Raw genomic sequence first — 16,662 nt, 5'->3', positions numbered from 1 at the left:
GATTCTGTAAACTTGATTGAATAGAGGTTCCACTATTTGTATAATGACTTTGCAGCTTAGACTTTACATAACGAATGCGATAAGGAGGAAAGTGAAATGAAGAACATTGTGTGTGCTGTGTTGATGTCATTTTTCGCTTTTATCAGCTTAGTTCCAACAGTCGATGCTGCTGTCATTGATCATGACAAAGTAGTAGGGTTCAATGAAGTTGCCCCAACTACTATTTCTCAAAAAGCCGCAAAACGGTTCCAGCCGTATTTGAAGGTTTATAGCGGCTGTGTGCCCTTTCCGGCAGTAGACGCACAAGGCAATACGAGTGGCGGGTTACAGCCGACTGGAGCGCCTGAAGGGGGTTGCAGCAAACATACCGGACAAGTTTATTCACGTTCAACTTGGTATAATGGCGTGTGGGCCATCATGTATTCTTGGTATTTTCCGAAGGATGAGGCTTCTCCAAGTTTGGGTCATAGACATGACTGGGAAGGCATCGTAGTTTGGGTCGACAATCCTGCTAATCAAAATCCACAAGTTTTATCAATTGCATACTCTGGACACGGAAAATTTACAAATGTTCAACCGAATGAAAGCAATATGAAGGATACACATCCATTAATTGCTTACGACAGCACATGGCCCTTAAACCATGAATTACATATTAGTGATCATGCAGCAGGGGGCACTCAACCATTAATCGGGTGGGAAGACTTAACTCCGGCAGCGAGAAATGCTTTAAATATAACAGATTTCGGTAAAGCAAATGTTCCTTTTAATGATCCCAATTTCACGAATCATGTAGTGAAGGCATGGTTTAGATAATTAATGAAGTATGATGCTGGATTAATCATTAGATTAGTTCAGCATTTTCATTACAGGATGTGTGAATTGACCCTAAAGACTTATTTATCAAAGTTTATATTGATCAAAGATTCATATTCCAATATATTGAAATAAAAAGGCTTGGGGGAATCTAAGTGAAAAAGTTCTTCACGTTAATCTTAGCTTTGTTTTTTATGACAATCAGTGCAGGGAATGCTTCAGCAGCTATTGTAAAAAATGAGGAAAAAGTAAGCTTTACGATGACAGAAAATCAAAAAGAGTTCATGATGTCCGATGATTCAAATCCAAATAGGTTTCCGTCTCAGTTCGGCTACAGATTCACAATTTTTGATGCGGAAGGATGCACAATTCATGCTAGACTGTTTCGCCTTTCTTTATCAGGAAATGAAATCACGCTAAGTCAGAAAGATTTCACAGGCAACCATTTCGATTTCAGCGCAACTGATCAAGCAGAAGCGATGCCGTACAAGAATCATTATTTAGAGTTAACGAAAGATCAGGACTGTGGAGAAGTGAAAGTTAAAGGTTTATATGGTTATCAGTTTGATGAGTTGTACGAATATTAATAAAAGATTGAACGTTAAGGCCGGTCTAATACTTGGCCTTTTTTTACGTGTCTAAAGATAAGATGAAAAGGACATTGATTGAAATGTTTTTTACGCGTAGAAAAGCATGCCGGGCATAATCATCCCGCTGATATGGCAATTGGGGTGGGAGCAAGTTCGGACGAATGATTTTAAATTAGAGCAAACCTTAGCAGAGAAAAATTGATTTGTTAAAATAAATATATAGTTACGTTAACTCATTGCGAAAGGGGAATATTTATGTCCAAGACGGCGATAGTTACAGGTTCTGCAAGCGGATTAGGGAGAGGCATCGCAGAGAGACTATGTAAAGATGGTTTTCGTGTAGTGCTGCATGATATCAATGAAGCATTGCTAAATGAAACGGTTTCGGATTTTAAAGAGAAACATTTTCATGTGATTGGTGTGAAAGGTGATGTATCGAAACGTGATGACCAATTCAATTTGGTTAAAGAGACAGTAGATCAGTTTGGCCGTTTAGATGTTTTTGTAAACAATGCGGGGATTGAAGCTGTTTCTCCATTTTTGGAAATCACAGAAGAACAACTGAATAGATTATTTCAGGTTAATGTGAATGGGGTTGTCTTTGGCACTCAAGCAGCCGCTTACCAGTTAATCAAACAAGAAACAAAGGGCAAAATCATTAACGCATGCAGTATAGCGGGTCACGAGTCATTTGAAATGCTGGGCACATATTCAGCGACGAAGCATGCGGTGAAGTCTTTTACACATTCAGCTGCTAAAGAGTTGGCGAAGTATAACATAACAGTGAATGCATATTGTCCCGGAGTCGCAAAAACAAAAATGTGGGACAGAATTGATGAAGAAATGGTAAAACATAGTGATGATTTGCAGCAAGGAGAAGCTTTTGAAAAATTTTCTTCGGAAATAGCCCTTAAAAGATATCAAACACCAGAGGACGCTGCTAATTTGGTATCATTCTTAGCTTCAGATGCTTCAGATTACATTACAGGTCAAGCCATATTAACTGATGGCGGTCTCGTTTATAGATGATAGAAATCATTCAATTTTAAAAAATCCATATTGAAACTCTATAATATGAATTCTTTTTGCTTGTATCAAACTGGTATAATAAAAACCGTTGAGAAGTTATCGTGAAAAAGTCATAAAGAGGAGCAAAAGGAATTGTTTCAGTACCTTCATCCAATCTGATGGAGGGAACAAGACCGCTTAAAAATAGCCTATAAGTAAAAAAGAGGCTCGGCGTTTTTTACGCAGGCCTCTTTTGTGTCAGTAGCCAAATACCAGTGTTGTACTTTGTGATCCGGCGTATTTCGTGACAAATTCTTTTGTATACTGCGGCGTTTGGACACGGTAGCTGTAATTAGATCCGGGATTCCAGGAAGTCAGCGGAGAGGTTTGCTTGTTGAGAGACGGATAGCTGCCTGTATCCTTGAAATAACCAGTGCCCTTGTCATCAAGGATCCCGCCTTTTTCACTGCCTTTTCCAAAGTAATTATATTCGGAATATATTTTTGCTTTTGTGGCAATCGTAATCGCCTGGTTAAAGTTGTTGCTGTAATTGTTTTTAACATGAAAGTATCCGTATCTCATAAGACCCGGGCCTCTTACATACAGGTTCTCAAAATAATTGTTGGCGATTGTCATGTGGGGATAGCCGTCATATTGATGCTGCGAATCATCTGGGTATCCTAAAATCAAACCGTATTTATGATTCGCGAATTTTGAGTTGCTGATCGTGATATAATCTGCTGATTTTCCGATATACAGGAGCTTGTCCAAATCACTTCCGCTTGCACTATAGCTGTGGCCTGAGAATGTGACGTGGTCAATCCAATAGTTGATGCCGGAATCTAAATAAAGCTGGATATCATTATTTCCATTAATCTGCGGACTGTGTTCAAAAGTCAGATTTTGAAAAATGACGTTTCCAGAGGCAGATGACGTTGTTAAATAAATATTTTTTAGCGTTTTTTTCGCGTATGAGCCTACGAGTGTTTTATTTGAACCAATGGTGACTGTTGTTTTCGAAGATGCGGAAAGATCATTTTGAAGCACTAAAATTTTCGGAGTAGATCCTCCTAGATGGGTTTTTAAATCATTTACGCTTTGAATGTAAACAATCTGACCGTTTTTTCCGCCCGTTGTGCTCGCTTTAGAAATGCCTTTTTCATTTTTAGCATTTCCCGCAAATCCTAAAAGGCCATTCGTTGAGGTATTTGGAAAATCGACGGCGCCTAACGCTTTTCCAGGCAAAAGAACCAATAACAAACTGAACATGGCCAACCATAAACAAAATCGTTTCATCATAATATGCTCCCTTTCAATTTTAATAAATTTCCTCGTGGGGATTATTATTACAGTTAATGGAAAGGAATAATAGGTTCTATCTTCCTAATTAAAGCCGGGTTTTTTAAAATATACGATCGCGTTTTAAAGACACACTTTCAATTGAAATAGGAAAGGATTGATACACCGTTGACTGCAGCAGCTTATCGAAACACCTTGCTTTCGCTTTTATGTTTAACAGCTGGAATCGTGGATGTAATCGGGTATTTAAGCTTGGGACATGTGTTCACAGCTAATATGACGGGAAACATTGTATTATTGGGGTTGGCTATCGGCAAATCCCTTCAGGTCACTGTTTTTAATTCTTTGACTGCGCTAATCGGATTTATATGCGGCGTGATTATTTCAACACTGATGGTCGGAAAGGCAGAAAATACCCTTTGGCCTGCTGCTGTGACAAAAGCGCTTGCACTTGAAGCATTCATTTTATTTGTTTTTGCTTGTCTTTCTTTTTATTCGTCTTTTGTTCCTGTATACATCCTTATTATTCTCTTGAGCATTTCCATGGGGATTCAAACAATAGCTGCAAAAAAGCTGGGGATCGCAGGTATTTCTTCAACTGTGTTGACCGGAACATTGGCTTCTCTGTTAGAGGATTTGTCCGGCCGTTTGTTTTTTAAAAAGCAGAAAAAGACATTTTTAAGAGATGCTGTGTTAAGAGCGCTGGCCATTATCTTATATTGTGTAGGGGCTATTATTGTGGCTTTAGCTGAGCCTGATTTTTATTACATCATCATTTGGGTTCCGATCGTGCTGATATTTGGCATCATGATGATAGCTAAGTTAAAACTGAGCGGGGAAAAATAATTTTTCCTGCTTGGCTGTTGTCAGGCCAAAAACTCGTTTTATTTGGGTTATTGTTATAAGAATATAGCTCAATAAAAACAAGTCATTCGGCTGATGAGCATACTCGTTCATTCGTATTGATTTTTTCATCAAACACTTCCTTGGATATATGTATGATAGTGAATCTGTCATAAAATATCTATGAATCTATTTCCTCTTTCAAACCAGATGGATTGAGTCTTACAATGATAATGATTCTCATTTGAAGTCTGGATTGAGGAGGACAGGTATGAAAATGAAAATAAGTGCAGTTGTTGGCATGGTTTTGTTGATGATCATTTGTTTTTCACCGCAAGCTTCGGCAGCATTTGATGACCTGCATGAAGGCTATGCAACGTATACAGGGTCAGGTTATTCAGGAGGAGCTTTCCTGCTGGATCCCATTCCTTCTGATATGGAGATTACTGCAATAAATCCGGCAGATCTCAATTACGGAGGAGTAAAAGCGGCACTAGCAGGTTCTTATTTGGAAGTCCAAGGGCCAAAAGGAAAAACAATTGTCTACGTTACCGATCTATACCCTGAAGGCGCTCGGGGAGCGCTCGATCTGTCACCTAATGCCTTCCGTAAAATTGGCAATATCAAAGACGGAAAAATCAATATTAAATGGCGTGTTGTCAAAGCCCCAATCACGGGCAATTTCACGTACCGGATCAAAGAAGGCAGCAGCAGGTGGTGGGCTGCAATCCAAGTCAGAAATCACAAGTATCCTGTTATGAAAATGGAATATAATAAAGACGGAAAGTGGATCAACATGGAGAAAATGGACTATAACCATTTTGTCAGCACTAATTTAGGGACAGGCTCTCTCACAGTCAGAATCACTGACATCCGCGGAAAAGTTGTGAAAGACACGATTCCGAAGCTGCCTGAAAGCGGAACGTCCAATGCATATACAGTGCCGGGACATGTACAGTTTCCTGAATAAAAAATACGAAACAGCGGACCTTTTCCCGCTGTTTTTTTAGTATGAATAGATATCAATCATCAACATCCGCATGTAAAAACGCTTTAATCATGTTCACTTGCTGCTGCTTTGGATAACTTGTATACAGTCTGCTTGAAATCCGAATAGGATCTCCGAAAAAGTATTTTTCATAGTGAGTTTCCCTTGTTCCGAATGAACTCATTGTTAAATCCCAAGCTAAGCGGAAAATTTTCACACGTTCTTCAGCGTTTGTATTGGTTGCTTGGAGGTATTGATCAAGATCTTCCCGTATCTCTGAGTCAAACGCATTTTCTGTCGGCAGCGTCACCATTCCGCTAGCGCCAATTAACTGAATGATTTCAGTGAATCGAGGATATAGAGTAGGAATAATCGTACTGATGACTTGAAGAGGAATCAAACTGGGACGCATATAGCCGAATTCATCTAACTGAGCGTCATTTTCTGATTTCTCAATGAGTGCTTTGATGGTTTCCAACCCCACAATGATTTCAGAGAGTTTTTCTTGTATGTGCTGATATTCAGAAACATTAATAGTGTCGACAAGAAGCTGTGCAACTCCTAATAGAAATTCAACCTTTATCATTTGCCTAATGACGACCTGATGAAAGGTAAAGGCATGAAAGGAGCTTTTTGTCATAAAATCTTTAGCTACTTCAACATTATCATAAAAAAACACACGATTCCATGGCACTAGTACCTGATCAAAAACAACGATTGAATCCATTTCTTCATACCTTGAGCTTAAGGGATGATTAAAGGCTGATTCGCTTAATACAAATGATTCTCTTGTGATGAATTTAACGCCTTTTGTATTAGATGGAATTGAAAAAGCAAAGGCTTCATCTGTTTCAAAGAAAAATTTTGGTGCCGAAAAAACCAGGATTTCATCCGTTAACCCGCCTTGGGTTGCAAGCAGACGCGCGCCTTGTATAATTAATCCTTTTTCGGTCCTATCCATGACTTTAGCAGATATTGGTTTTTCACTGGAGCCGAAATAGGACTGTGACCGGTTCACTTGGGGAGTAATGAATGTATGGGTAAAGGAAAGATCGTGTTTAGCAGCTTGTTTATACATGTCTAGTATATGTTCTGGAAAGCAATTTTCTTTATCTCTTAAAAGCTCTGCTGAAGATGCAAAGCTCATCATGACCGTATTCATATAATCCGGACTTCTCCCCATCATTCCGTGAGTATGTCTAGCCCAATGTTCAATCATGTTCCTTCTTTTTCTCAAATCACTCTTGGTTTTAGGCTGAAGATATGAGAGACCGATTGGGTCATGTTCTCCAGGAAGGCAATAAGTCATTTCATTCATTAACTCATCCTTCGTTTGCAAATCATAAAGCGAGCTTTTGGTTTTGATTATTCCTTTAAATGCAGGATGATCAGAAATGTTACCCTCAATTTTTTTGCCATCATACCATATTTCGTTTTGTAGTTTATTTAATCGGTCAATGAATTCTTTTCCATTGATGATCCCCATTTGACGTTTCGCTCCTTCACATCATGTTGCGTATTGTCATTATATTTTCGAAAGAACAGCCTGTTCAGCCAATTTGAGATAGGAAAAGCCTTTTTTAGTATGCCTTAATAGAAAAAGCGAAAAAGAGAAATTCAAATACTACGCAGACAAATCAGCAAATTAAAGAATTGGCTTATTGACCGAGTAAGACATCACTATAAAATTTTATAAATCATGTCGATATTATTGTCATGGGCATAAGCAAATTGCATGCCAACGCTTGAACATTATTATGTCAATCATTACATCGTGCAGAAAGGGAAAACGACACATGAAAGTGAAAACAAAATTGCTGGGGATTATATCAATATTAGTTGTTTCAATGATTGGAATTGGAGGCTCCTCTGTTTTTATGATTTCTTCTACTGTAAAAAAGAATGAAGAACTTAAAGACAAAATGGAATTCCAAAAAGAGATGAAGCAGATCCAATATCGATTGACCGGGTTATCAAATGATGAAAGAGGCTTCCTGATCACCGGAGACAAAGAATATGACGAGGGAATGAAGGAAAAAGCAGAAGATGTCTTAAAGAGCCTTGATCGGATCAATGGCTTGATTGATGAAGAGAAATATCAATCAAATATTGAAGACATTAAAACAAGTTTCACTCAGTATAGAGCTTTAAATCAGCAAGTATTAACAGCCTACTCTTCAGATCCTAAAAAAGCAGAAACCATCCATTTTGGAGAAGAAAGAACGTTAAGAAAAGACGTTGTAGATCCGGCTGTCGATAAACTGACAGATCGCCTGGATCAAGAGGTGGAGGATCTAAAAGGCGAAATACGCGGCAATGGGAAAATGAGTCAATGGTTCATCATCATTGTCACAGGGATATCAGCAATGGTAGGCATTGTTTTAAGCTTATTGCTATTAAAGTCCATTATGGTTCCATTGAAAAGTATGAATAAGCAGCTGGAGGAAATTGCTCACGGAGAGGCTGATTTAACGAAAAAAGTCATTGTTAAAAATAAAGACGAATTTGGTCAGCTTGCTCAATCTTTCAATTCTTTTACCCAATCATTAATTCAAATTGTAAAGCAGATCAGCAGCTCATCTGAACAAGTCGCCGCATCTTCCGAAGAATTATCAGCAAGCGCGGAAGAATCCAAATCAACTTCTGAACAAATTTCCGGGGCAATGCAGATGGCTGCCGACAGCAATGTGAAGCAAAGCTCAATGACTGAAAAGAGTGCGGAATCCATTACTGAATTATTAGACAGTATATCATCTGTTGCTTCAAATACAGGTAACATAGCGGATCTTTCTTCTTCGATGAGAGACAAGGCTGAAATAGGGTCTAAATCCGTCAACAAAATGTTAGATCAGATGAAATTCATTGATACATCTGTAGATTCAGCCGGCAATGGATTGCAGGCATTGGTAGAGAGCACAGCTGAGATTAGCGATATTTCTTCACTGATCACAAATATTTCCGAGCAGACAAATTTATTAGCTCTGAATGCAGCGATCGAGGCGGCCAGAGCCGGAGAGCAAGGAAAAGGATTTGCTGTGGTGGCAGAAGAAGTTCGGAAATTAGCTGATGAAACGAATAAATCTGCAAACCACATCCAATCGGTGGTAACAACTATCCAAAATGAATCCATTGAAACGGTGAATAACATCAAGATTGTTCAAGAAAATGTGAGCTCAGGTATTGTTCTTTCTCAAGAGACAACAGGAAATTTCAATGAAATACTGAACCTGGTGGAACAGGTCACTTCTCAAATACAAGAAGTGGCAGCGGCAACACAGCAGCTTACATCAGGCGTTGAAGTCATTCAGCATACAGTTCATACATTGGCCGCTGGTACAAAAGAAACATCAGCAAATACAGAAGCGGTTGCAAAATCTTCACAGGAGCAGCTTAATTCGATGGAGGAAATCTCCTATGCTGCAGAATCTCTATCCCAATTGGCGGAAGAACTTCAAACCGTTATTAATCGTTTTAAATTTTAATGTGGTTACATGACGTAAAAACCCCAACTTATTCGGTGGGGTTTTTACTAACCTTCCTGTGGTTGTTTCTAAAAACGGAGCTAACATGCTTTTAGCTCGTTTTATAAAAACTAGTCCAAATTTTGATCGATTGTCCCTTCAAAATAGTCATCGCTGACTTGCTCATGAGTTTCAGCCAATCCTTTTTCCAATTGCGTGCTTCCTTTATAATCTGAGGGATTAAAATATCTTCCAGCCACATCCGTAGTGTCATTGATGTTTTCTTTATTATGAGCTTGGGTTTCAGCTTTTACATTCTCTGTATCATCACTTACATTTAAAGATTGCTGAAAATCATATTCCTTGTCTATTGAAGAAAATCTTTTGTAGTCATCCGGTCTGTCTGCTCCATTTTTTTGAGTCACTTTTCTCACTCCAGATTATTGAATTTAACAGTGTCATATGGGATTAAGCAAAAACTTATTTCGTTCTTTTAGGATCGGAACCATGTTTTTTAGGATCATCTGCTTTAAAAGCTGTTTCAGTCTCATGGTCATTTCTTATTTGTTCAATACTTGAATTTTGAATGCCTTTCTTACTCATTGGTTTCACCCCTTTACGAAAAGTATTGAAATATCAACTCTTCTTATTCTGTCTGTTAGGCAGGTATTCATTCGCTTTTTTTCGTTCTCTTCCCATTTAGGCAAGAGAGTAAGTTTCATGTCAGTCATATTATTTAATATGGGTAAAGGTATTTTTGAAACCTATTGTTAGCACACTGCGTATATCAGGATGCATTATAAAGCTGGAAAAACACTGTACAAAACATTTGAAAAAGAGGAAAATCAAATAAATGTGCTTTTCAACCAATATGTTATCCCATTAAAAGAAAGCGCTTTATTCAATAATTTAAAAATAGAGGTGTTGGGGATGAGTATTCACATTGCTGGCGCGCCGTGCTGCTGGGGCGTTGACGATCCGAAAAATCCGTTTCTTCCCCCATGGGAGAGAGTGCTGCAGGAAGCATCACAAGCTGGTTATAAAGGGATCGAGCTGGGTCCATACGGTTATATTCCGATGGATATCGAGCGGGTTCAAGCTGAGCTTTCTAAAAACAATTTGTCCATTATTGCCGGTACCATTTTCGATGATTTAGTAACAGCGTCTCATTTAGAAAACTTGCTGCAGCAAGCAGACGATATATGTTCTCTTATGACAAAACTCCCTTTCTCTTTTCAGGAAAAGGACGGCCACTTTACACCGCCTTATTTGGTCCTGATTGACTGGGGGCATGACGAAAGAGATTACAAGGCGGGGCACCCTGATCAAGCGAAACGGTTATCTAAAAAGGATTGGAACCGTATGATGTCTCATATTCGGACAATTGCGGAACGGGCTTGGAAGCGATATGGCGTGCGGGCCGTCATCCATCCTCATGCAGGGGGATATATTGAGTTTGAGGATGAAATTCAGCAATTATTAAAGGATATCCCATACGACATTGCGGGTCTTTGTCTTGATACAGGGCATTTGTATTATTCAAAGATGGATCCGGAACAGTGGCTCAGAGAATGTGCGGACCGTATCGACTATATCCATTTTAAAGACATTGATGAAAGTGTATATCAGCAGGTGATGGGGGAGCATATCCGCTTTTTTGATGCTTGCGCAAAAGGAGTCATGTGTCCGATCGGCCAAGGAATCATTAACTATGATTCCATTCATAAATTGCTGAAAGACATTCATTATCACGGCTACATTACCATCGAACAGGAACGTGATCCGAGAAACTCTGATACTAGTTTAAGAGATGTCAGTCAAAGCATTGCTTATTTAAAAAGTGTTGGTTACGAGTGATAGGGGGAACCAAATGGTTAATGGTGAAAATAGGTGGAAAGACCGATACGCTGGGCAATGGTAGGCGGCCGGGGAAGTCAAATTGGATACATTCATCTTTGGCTGCAGGCGCATTTGATATCATTCCGAAACGTGGAAAAGAGTTCGGTATAAATTTGCATGTTTCTCCGGAACGCTTCTATTCAGATTTTCGGAACATAATTGTGGAAAACTGTGTTCGATCCGCAGATAAAGGCGCAGTTTGGTTGGATTATCAATAACATGTTGAAAGTGCTTCGAAAGCATGCGTTATCAATCAGCAGGTACTGATGTGGAGAGGGCATATTGAGCCGTTTAAGGAAAGAACATTGATTGTGGCTTGAGCGGTTTATCACCGGTTATGGGCAAAGTTTTGGTGGTGGCCAATCTATACGGCTGAACTGAGAAGAGCGTGACAATGATTCTCGCTCTTCTCAGATTTGCTTTATTCACCCTGATGTTTCTCAACTAATGTGAATGTCCATTCTTTTAACATATGTTTCTGTACATACTTTTTTCCGTTTATTTCAATGTAAGGAATGTCTGTCATGTCTCCGGCTAACTGTTTTGCCTCTGCTGTCGTAATTCCTAAAAAATGTGCGATGTAAAAGTGAATATCTCGTTCTTTTATAAGCAAGATATCACTCTGTTCATTACCTTTTGGGTGGTTCATTTGCTTTAAGCCTTCACCGATAAAATATCCAGCCAAAGCAATACCAATTGCTAAAAAAACGTCCATGTGCATGCCTCCAATATATCGATGTAATGTTATACGAGCTTGGCATACTCCGGGTTTCATTATCTTGAAACAAAAATACAGCCAGAACGTGCTCTGGCTGTTATCTTTTCAAGCCTTTTCAATCTGCACACGGCCTGAAAAAAAGGTGGCGCCACCGCCCATATCGGACAAGCGGTCCGGGGTAAGCGCGTTTACAAGCTGTTTTTTTTCCGGTTCATCCGCCCATAATCCTTGGCTGACTACGACACCTGGCAGCACTTGTTCTCCGACTGCAGCGGTCAGCTCGCATTCTCCCCGGCTGTTCCAAATTCGTACAGGATCCCCATCAATGATTCCATGTTCTTCAGCATCTTTTGTATTGATAAAGAGTTTTGGCGTCTTTTCAAGCTTGATGTGTTTTGCATTGTTCGAAAACGTTGAGTTTAAGAAATTATGGTTTGGCGCCGGAACATACATAAACGGATGTTCATTATCGGATACAAGAGGCGTATATGTCGGTAAAGCTGGGAAACCGTCTTGTTTCATTTTTTTCGAATATAATTCTATTTTTCCGCTTGGAGTCGGAAGTTTGCCCGGAAACAGCGGTTTTTCGCGTTTTGCTTTCATAAATGAATGTTTAGTAAGTGAATCGTAATCAATCTCCGCCAAATATGGATTATCTGGATGGTCAAGTGCCTGGCGGATTAATTCTTCATCTGAATCTTTGAGCTCCTGGTCTGTGAATCCCATTGCTTCAGCCAGTAATCGGAACACTTCAGTGTTAGACTTGCTTTCACCATATCTCTCAATCACCGGTTGCTGAAGCTGAATGTAATGGTGCCAGTAGGAGGTATAAAAATCAGTATTTTCAAAAGCGGATGTTGCAGGCAGGACAATGTCTGCGTATGCAGCCGTTTCCGTCAAAAACAAATCATGAACTACAGTAAATAGGTCTTCCCGCAGCAAGCCCTGTCTGACTTTGTTCGCTTCCGGCGCGACAACGGCCGGGTTCGTCCCGTAAATAAAAAGAGAGCGAATAGGCGGATCTGTTTCCAAAAGCACTTTGCCAAGCTGATTCATATTAAACGATCTCGGTGTGCGCCCTTTCAGTAAGTCAGGCCGCTGCAAGGCATTCGTGTTATATTCTAAAATTCCGCTGTTATGCTTAATTGCGCCGCCCCCTTTGTGCAGCCATTGGCCAGTGATCGCCGGAAGACAGGCAATTGTCCTTACAATCATCCCGCCGTTATCGTGATGCTGGATTCCGTTTCCTATTCTAATAAAAGAAGGGGAGGATTCGCCGTACATTCTTGCCAGCTGATAAATATCTTCAGTGCTGACACCGGTGATCAGTGACACCTTTTCCGGATCATATTGTTTCACGTGTTCACGGAGATCTTCATAGCCGACCGTGTAATCGGACAGAAATGCTTCATCATGAAGGTTTTCTTTAAATAAAATGTGCATGATGCCAAGGGCAAGTGCGCTGTCAGTTCCCGGTTTTATGGGAATAAACCAATCGGCGAGACGCCCTGTCTGATTTTTATGCACATCAATCACGACAATTTTGGCACCCTGTTTTCGTGCTTTTTGGGCGATTGTAATTTGGTGCATGTTTGTGCTGACCGCGTTGATTCCCCAAAAAATAAATAGTTTCGTATGAATGGTTTCCTCAGGATCAATTCCCGCACTTATACCCATTGTATATTTATAGCCCTCAGATCCCGCTTTGCTGCAAATCGTCCGTTCGAGCTGGCTTGAACCCATGCGGTAAAAGAAGCGGCGGTCCATTCCTTCAGCTGTTAATTTTCCCATATTTCCGTAAAAGCTATATGGAAGTATGCTTTCAGCTCCCTCTTCATTAATCAGCTGTTTCCAGCGGGAGGTAATGGTATCGATCGCCTCTTCCCAAGAAATCGGTTCAAATATTGCTTGGCCTTTCGCACCAGTCCGTTTGAGCGGTGCAGTCAGCCGCTTTTCATCATAGATGCGCTCCGTCATGTTTCGGACTTTGTTGCATATGTTTCCGGCCGTAACAGGATGGTCGGGATCACCTTGCACTTTCACAATTTTTCCGTCTTTTTTATGTATTAATAATCCGCACTGATCCGGGCAGTCCAGCGAGCAAACGGATTTGAGAATGCCGTTTTGTTGTGTTGCAAAAGATTTCATGGCCCAGTTCCTCTCTCTAGTTAGATATTTTGTAAGAATTATAACATTTCGGATGATAACGTCAATTCTGAAAAAAAGAGATTGACATCAATCTGAGACTTCTTTATGATAAACGTATTCTTTATTCAGAAAATTACATACTCAACATTTTCTATCCAGAGAGGTGGAGGGACTGGCCCTATGAAACCTCGGCAACATTATTGTGCCAATTCCAGCAAGCGTCAGCTTGAAAGATAGGAAAGCAAGGTTTATACCGGCGTCTGTCTGTAACAGGGCACGCCTATATATGAATCTCTTTCCATCTTCGGAAAGAGATTTTTTTTATGAAAAAATATGATGAAAAGGATGTTTTGCACCATGACGGTTTTGGTTACAGCGCCGTACAACGAAGAAGGACGCAAAGAGCTTGAAAAATTGTTCGGCTCGGTTGATTATCAATCTTGGAAGGAGCAAGGCCGGGCATACCGGGAAGATGAAATCATTCAGCTATTAAAAGCAACAAATGCGACAGGCTTGATTACTGAGCTTGATCAAGTAACAGACAGCGTATTTGCTTCTGTTCCCGAACTTTCATTTGTCGGTGTGTGCAGGGGAATGCCCTCCAATGTGGATGTGGCCGCAGCATCAAAAAGAGGCATTCCCGTTTTTTATACACCCGGGCGGAATGCGCAAGCCGTTGCTGAAATGTTTATCGGTAATGTGATTTCCTTTCTCCGCCATACCAGCACCTCGAATCAATGGCTGAAGGATGGAAAGTGGGACAGTGATTACCTGCAGGCTTATGTCAAATTTAAAGGAAATGAATTAACGGGAAAAACGGTCGGCATGGTTGGGTTTGGCGCGGTTGGTCAAAGGATTGCAAAACTGCTGACTGCGTTCGACTGTAAAATAAAGTATTACGATCCATACGTACAAGACGATCATCCTCAATATGAAAAAGTATCTCTTAAAACGGTTTTTTCAGTCAGTGATATCGTTTCTGTCCATCTGCCTCGTACCGAGGAAACACTTGGACTGATTGATCGGGCATATTTAGATCTGATGAAAGAGAGTGCGATTTTCGTCAATACTTCAAGAGCGGTTGTGGTAAACCGTGACGATCTTTTATCTGTATTAAAAGAACATAAAATCAGAGGAGCCATTTTAGACGTTTTTTATCATGAACCTCCAGAGGAATCGGATTACAAATTGATTTCATTGCCTAATGTTCTGGCAACACCGCATCTCGCTGGAGCAACCTTTGAAGTGGAGGATCATCACGTGACGATCCTGAATGAAGCCCTCAAAAAATGGAAGGTTGAAAAAACTCTTAATATTCCGACATTGCATAACAAAGATAAGCTAAAAACAGAGGCATAAGAAAGGAGGCTAACGGAATGAAAAAACAAAAAGGCTATCTCGTTTTTGATATCGGTACAGGCAATGCGAGAGTAGCGATCGTGAGTGTATCAGGCAGTGTTCAAACGGTTGAACGGGAGGACATCGTGTATGCCACCGAGACGCTTTACCCGGACAGCCGTTATTTTTCTCCTCAGGTGCTGTGGAAGCAAGTCATGAGATTGGCAAAACGTGCGCTTTCCCGTTCGCATGATATTGACATAATAGGTTTGACATCGACGAGTCAAAGACAGGGGATTGTTCTGATTGATCAAAACGGCGACTCTTTTCTAGGGCTGCCGAACATTGATAACCGCGGCCGTGAGTGGGAGGAGAGCATACCCAATCAGGAAGAGATATACAGCTGGACAGGCCGCCTGCCGACCGCACTTTTTTCTGCGCTCAAGCTTTATGGTTTAAAAGAACGCCAGCCCTCTTTATGGGGAAAAACGGCAAGCTTTACAAGCATCAGTGATTGGGTGACATACCAGCTGAGCGGAATATTGACATATGAACCCTCACAGGCAACCGAAACCCTGCTGTTTGATGTGAAGCAAAACACTTGGTCAGAAGAGATGTGCGGCATATTCGGCTTCTCCCCATCAATCCTTCCGCCTCTTGTAAGAGCGGGAACAGCGATTGGAACGATAACAAATGAGTATGCGTCCGAATTAGGCCTTTCTATACATGCAAAGGTTATAGCAGGGGGTGGAGATACACAGCTGGCTGTGAAAAGCACCGGCGCTGCTCTTAAGGACATCGTCATCGTATCTGGGACAACAACGCCAATAACCAAAATTACTGCTGATCATGACGACACAAAACATAAAGCCTGGCTGAACTGCCATACAGAACATGGCCAATGGCTTGTGGAAACAAATCCGGGAATTACCGGCCTGAATTATCAAAAATTAAAACAGATTTTTTATCCGAATGAATCGTACGAAGTGATGGAGGAAGAGATTTCTGCACTTGCTAAAGAAGACAATGCATGTGTGGCGGCTCTCGGTTCTTATTTATCGGCAGAAAAGAATGCGTTAACGAGAGGCGGTTTTCTTTTTGATGCCCCACTTTCAGCGCATTTAAAAAGAGCACATTTTGTACGTGCGGCGCTGCAAGAGATCGCATTTTCGATCAAATGGAACTTTGATATATTAACAGAGATTACTCCGTTTGAACGTGACTATGTTTGGGTGTGCGGAGGAGGATTCCAAAGCAAAGCGCTCACTCAATATATCGCGGACCTTCTTCAGAAAAAAATCTATATCCAAGAGGGATATCATCAGGCATCTGTCGTTGGGGCTGCAGTCATTTGCAATGAAACCTTTCAATTGACGGAAGAGATGTCAGCAAATGTCCGGGTAATAGAACCGCAGGATAGTCAGGCCGAACTGGCTTTATATGAGGAATGGAAGCAAACACAGCGCTTTTTTTCAGGTTCAGAAAGCAAAGTGTTGTTATAAGGCGGCATTTGCTGCTGTTTTGAGGAATTATCTAATTTTCAGCTTTAATAAG

General features: G+C 40.6%; 16 protein-coding genes and 1 riboswitch. Of the genes, 10 read left to right on the top strand and 6 right to left on the bottom strand.

Annotation, left to right across the window (positions count from 1 at the left end; translation table 11 throughout):
- Window positions 1-96: 96 nt before the first annotated feature.
- From LWH95_RS08900 to LWH95_RS08890, 3 genes are all read left to right on the top strand, one after another.
- The gene (locus LWH95_RS08900) at window positions 97-816 is read left to right on the top strand and encodes an NPP1 family protein (protein ID WP_232919372.1); all 720 of its coding nucleotides are present in this window, start codon (window positions 97-99) and stop codon (window positions 814-816) included.
- Between the two features lie 194 nt (window positions 817-1,010).
- Entirely contained in the window at window positions 1,011-1,403 is a 393-nt protein-coding gene (locus tag LWH95_RS08895) for a hypothetical protein (RefSeq protein ID WP_232919469.1), read from the top strand.
- Window positions 1,404-1,661: 258 nt separating this feature from the next.
- On the top strand, window positions 1,662-2,435 hold the full coding sequence (locus tag LWH95_RS08890; protein WP_232919371.1) for an acetoin reductase: 774 nt from the start codon (window positions 1,662-1,664) through the stop codon (window positions 2,433-2,435).
- Between the two features lie 237 nt (window positions 2,436-2,672).
- Here LWH95_RS08890 and LWH95_RS08885 read toward each other — a convergent pair whose 3' ends face one another.
- Window positions 2,673-3,710, bottom strand: a complete 1,038-nt coding sequence (locus LWH95_RS08885) for a polysaccharide lyase family 1 protein (protein ID WP_088112476.1) — start codon at window positions 3,708-3,710, stop codon at window positions 2,673-2,675.
- A gap of 171 nt (window positions 3,711-3,881) precedes the next feature.
- Between LWH95_RS08885 and LWH95_RS08880 the strand changes: the two genes are divergently transcribed.
- A complete protein-coding gene (locus LWH95_RS08880; protein ID WP_232919370.1) occupies window positions 3,882-4,559 on the top strand; it encodes a YoaK family protein in 678 nt (225 codons plus the stop codon).
- Between the two features lie 268 nt (window positions 4,560-4,827).
- On the top strand, window positions 4,828-5,526 hold the full coding sequence (locus LWH95_RS08875; RefSeq protein ID WP_232919369.1) for an expansin EXLX1 family cellulose-binding protein: 699 nt from the start codon (window positions 4,828-4,830) through the stop codon (window positions 5,524-5,526).
- A 52-nt stretch (window positions 5,527-5,578) separates the two neighbouring features.
- Here the strand turns inward: LWH95_RS08875 and hpaB are convergent, their stop codons facing one another.
- Window positions 5,579-7,030, bottom strand: a complete 1,452-nt coding sequence (gene hpaB / locus LWH95_RS08870; RefSeq protein WP_232919368.1) for a 4-hydroxyphenylacetate 3-monooxygenase, oxygenase component — start codon at window positions 7,028-7,030, stop codon at window positions 5,579-5,581.
- Between the two features lie 310 nt (window positions 7,031-7,340).
- Here hpaB and LWH95_RS08865 point away from each other — a divergent pair, with 310 nt between their 5' ends.
- Complete coding sequence (locus LWH95_RS08865; protein ID WP_232919367.1) at window positions 7,341-9,026, top strand: methyl-accepting chemotaxis protein; 1,686 nt, start codon at window positions 7,341-7,343, stop codon at window positions 9,024-9,026.
- 110 nt (window positions 9,027-9,136) lie between these two features.
- Here LWH95_RS08865 and LWH95_RS08860 read toward each other — a convergent pair whose 3' ends face one another.
- Window positions 9,137-9,430 carry a YozQ family protein gene (locus LWH95_RS08860; protein ID WP_232919366.1) on the bottom strand — a complete coding sequence of 98 codons (294 nt, stop codon included), beginning with the start codon at window positions 9,428-9,430 and terminating at the stop codon, window positions 9,137-9,139.
- A 55-nt stretch (window positions 9,431-9,485) separates the two neighbouring features.
- A complete protein-coding gene (locus LWH95_RS08855; protein ID WP_003241887.1) occupies window positions 9,486-9,608 on the bottom strand; it encodes a hypothetical protein in 123 nt (40 codons plus the stop codon).
- Window positions 9,609-9,935: 327 nt separating this feature from the next.
- Here LWH95_RS08855 and LWH95_RS08850 point away from each other — a divergent pair, with 327 nt between their 5' ends.
- Both LWH95_RS08850 and LWH95_RS08845 read left to right on the top strand, forming a co-directional pair.
- Complete coding sequence (locus LWH95_RS08850) at window positions 9,936-10,862, top strand: sugar phosphate isomerase/epimerase family protein (RefSeq protein WP_060398754.1); 927 nt, start codon at window positions 9,936-9,938, stop codon at window positions 10,860-10,862.
- Between the two features lie 20 nt (window positions 10,863-10,882).
- On the top strand, window positions 10,883-11,122 hold the full coding sequence (locus LWH95_RS08845; protein ID WP_232919365.1) for a hypothetical protein: 240 nt from the start codon (window positions 10,883-10,885) through the stop codon (window positions 11,120-11,122).
- A 203-nt stretch (window positions 11,123-11,325) separates the two neighbouring features.
- Here the strand turns inward: LWH95_RS08845 and LWH95_RS08840 are convergent, their stop codons facing one another.
- Window positions 11,326-11,619: a hypothetical protein gene (locus LWH95_RS08840; protein ID WP_019258587.1), complete on the bottom strand. Its 294-nt coding sequence runs from the start codon at window positions 11,617-11,619 to the stop codon at window positions 11,326-11,328.
- A gap of 108 nt (window positions 11,620-11,727) precedes the next feature.
- The gene (locus tag LWH95_RS08835; RefSeq protein ID WP_232919364.1) at window positions 11,728-13,770 is read right to left on the bottom strand and encodes a molybdopterin oxidoreductase family protein; all 2,043 of its coding nucleotides are present in this window, start codon (window positions 13,768-13,770) and stop codon (window positions 11,728-11,730) included.
- A 148-nt stretch (window positions 13,771-13,918) separates the two neighbouring features.
- Window positions 13,919-14,010, top strand: a riboswitch (SAM riboswitch).
- Window positions 14,011-14,103: 93 nt separating this feature from the next.
- Between LWH95_RS08835 and LWH95_RS08830 the strand changes: the two genes are divergently transcribed.
- Window positions 14,104-15,129, top strand: a complete 1,026-nt coding sequence (locus LWH95_RS08830) for a 2-hydroxyacid dehydrogenase (protein ID WP_232919363.1) — start codon at window positions 14,104-14,106, stop codon at window positions 15,127-15,129.
- A 17-nt stretch (window positions 15,130-15,146) separates the two neighbouring features.
- Window positions 15,147-16,610 (top strand): FGGY-family carbohydrate kinase, encoded by a 1,464-nt coding sequence (locus tag LWH95_RS08825; protein ID WP_232919362.1) that lies wholly within the window; start codon window positions 15,147-15,149, stop codon window positions 16,608-16,610.
- Window positions 16,611-16,662 lie beyond the last annotated feature (52 nt).

The organism is Bacillus sp. G16, assembly GCF_021282335.1.
GTDB classification, from domain to species: domain Bacteria; phylum Bacillota; class Bacilli; order Bacillales; family Bacillaceae; genus Bacillus; species Bacillus inaquosorum.
The sequence above is the reverse complement of the archived record's forward strand: the minus strand, read 5'-3'. Positions and strand labels throughout refer to the sequence as shown.

Coding starts and splice junctions, on each gene's coding strand:
- LWH95_RS08900 (WP_232919372.1), top strand. CDS start 97: ATGAAGAACATTGTGTGTGCTGTGTTGATGTCATTTTTCGCTTTTATC.
- LWH95_RS08895 (WP_232919469.1), top strand. CDS start 1,011: ATGACAATCAGTGCAGGGAATGCTTCAGCAGCTATTGTAAAAAATGAG.
- LWH95_RS08890 (WP_232919371.1), top strand. CDS start 1,662: ATGTCCAAGACGGCGATAGTTACAGGTTCTGCAAGCGGATTAGGGAGA.
- LWH95_RS08885 (WP_088112476.1), bottom strand. CDS start 3,710: ATGAAACGATTTTGTTTATGGTTGGCCATGTTCAGTTTGTTATTGGTT.
- LWH95_RS08875 (WP_232919369.1), top strand. CDS start 4,828: ATGAAAATGAAAATAAGTGCAGTTGTTGGCATGGTTTTGTTGATGATC.
- hpaB (WP_232919368.1), bottom strand. CDS start 7,030: ATGGGGATCATCAATGGAAAAGAATTCATTGACCGATTAAATAAACTA.
- LWH95_RS08865 (WP_232919367.1), top strand. CDS start 7,341: ATGAAAGTGAAAACAAAATTGCTGGGGATTATATCAATATTAGTTGTT.
- LWH95_RS08855 (WP_003241887.1), bottom strand. CDS start 9,608: ATGAGTAAGAAAGGCATTCAAAATTCAAGTATTGAACAAATAAGAAAT.
- LWH95_RS08850 (WP_060398754.1), top strand. CDS start 9,936: ATGAGTATTCACATTGCTGGCGCGCCGTGCTGCTGGGGCGTTGACGAT.
- LWH95_RS08845 (WP_232919365.1), top strand. CDS start 10,883: ATGGTGAAAATAGGTGGAAAGACCGATACGCTGGGCAATGGTAGGCGG.
- LWH95_RS08840 (WP_019258587.1), bottom strand. CDS start 11,619: ATGGACGTTTTTTTAGCAATTGGTATTGCTTTGGCTGGATATTTTATC.
- LWH95_RS08835 (WP_232919364.1), bottom strand. CDS start 13,770: ATGAAATCTTTTGCAACACAACAAAACGGCATTCTCAAATCCGTTTGC.
- LWH95_RS08830 (WP_232919363.1), top strand. CDS start 14,104: ATGATGAAAAGGATGTTTTGCACCATGACGGTTTTGGTTACAGCGCCG.
- LWH95_RS08825 (WP_232919362.1), top strand. CDS start 15,147: ATGAAAAAACAAAAAGGCTATCTCGTTTTTGATATCGGTACAGGCAAT.